The sequence below is a fragment of the Bradyrhizobium sp. 160 genome, from assembly GCF_023073735.1.
GTDB lineage: Bacteria > Pseudomonadota > Alphaproteobacteria > Rhizobiales > Xanthobacteraceae > Bradyrhizobium.
Genome location: NZ_JADPKD010000043.1, coordinates 1 through 1,328 on the forward strand (window position 1 = coordinate 1; position 1,328 = coordinate 1,328).

At 64.0% G+C, this 1,328-nt stretch carries 1 protein-coding gene; it reads right to left on the minus strand.

Annotated elements, in window-relative coordinates; genetic code table 11:
• Positions 1–462: 462 nt before the first annotated feature.
• Positions 463–1,328: IS110 family RNA-guided transposase (locus tag IVA98_RS17530; RefSeq protein WP_247355262.1), on the minus strand; the 866-nt coding region annotated here is incomplete at its 5' end.

Sequence of the window (1,328 nt, forward strand, 5' to 3'; positions counted from 1 at the left end):
TGGATTGCTCACATGGGGGTTTGGTGTGTCAAGATTTATGATCAGCTCTTTGTTCGATTGCAGGCCAGCTCTTCGTCCCGACCGTGGGATCTTTCGGAAGGCGCGCGCAGATCGGGTCAAGACCGGCCCGTGAGGGCCGCCGCGAAGCGGCTTGGTCTTGACCCGAGCGAGTACGCCTTCAGGCTCGTCAGGTCGGGAAGTGCGGCGTGAACTCCTGTGTTCGGCGATCCAAGGGTCGAGCCGGTTCAGCAATCTGGTTTGCATGCCAGATCAAACTCACATTCGGTCGTCGCTCGGTGGCGACCGCACCAACATTCCGCTTGCGGCGGGCAGGCTCGAGAGGACGGGACCATTCTTCGTTGCGGCGTTTGCAGCCAAGCAATCCATCGGTTCGTCCACCCGGATCGGCCGAGGCTGATCGGTCCTCGGCAGATTGGTTTTAAGGTTGCAGGAAGCCTCGCATCAGGCAGCCTTCAGCTCGGCTCCCTCGATCACGACGCCAGCGGTCACGTACTTCCACAGCGCCACGAGCAGCTTGCGGGCCAGCGCCACGATCGCACGCTTGCGGCCGCGCTGGCTGTGCGCCTTGAACCATTGGGTCAGAGCCGATTGCGGCTGATGGCGCACCCAGAGCCAGGCGAGCTGGATCATCGTGGTTCTCAGGCGCGGATTGCCGGCTTTCGACACGCCTTGCTCTTGCTCGATCCCACCACTGCGCCAGGGTGTCGCCGCAAGCCCGGCATAAGATGCGACCTGACGGCGGTTGGCGAACTGCCGCCAAAAGGCCTCCGACCACAGAATGGCAGCGAAGTTCGGGCCCAAACTCTTCAGGTTGAGCAGCATCGTGACCGGGTCCGATGCAGCCTTCTCGCCCGACGGCTTGCTCACCGCTAGCAACGCATCCTGCTCGCGCTCCACCGCCGCGATCTGGTTGAGCAGCAGTTCGAGCCGGTCGAGCTCACGGCCGATCTGCGCCTTCAGATGCGGCAGTAATGCGCGCCCGTCTCCCGTCCGCAAGACCTCCAGCCGCTTCCGTCGATCCCGCCGCAACGGCGCATAATCCGATATCCCTTGCGCGAACAGAAGACCCTTGATCCGGTTCACATGTTCGATCCGCTCGGCAATCAAGGTCCGCCGCTCCCGGCAGAGCCGGCGGCGATCCTCCTCTTCGGGAGAGGGAGCAACGACCATGGCGCAGACCCGAGGCTCGCCACGCTTGTAGGCCAGAAGCGTCCGCAACAACGTCTCGCCGTCCAGCCTGTCCGTCTTGGCTCGCCGGCGCCGGCGCGGCGTCGCGATGGAGGCCGGATCCACCACGTGGCTCTCGA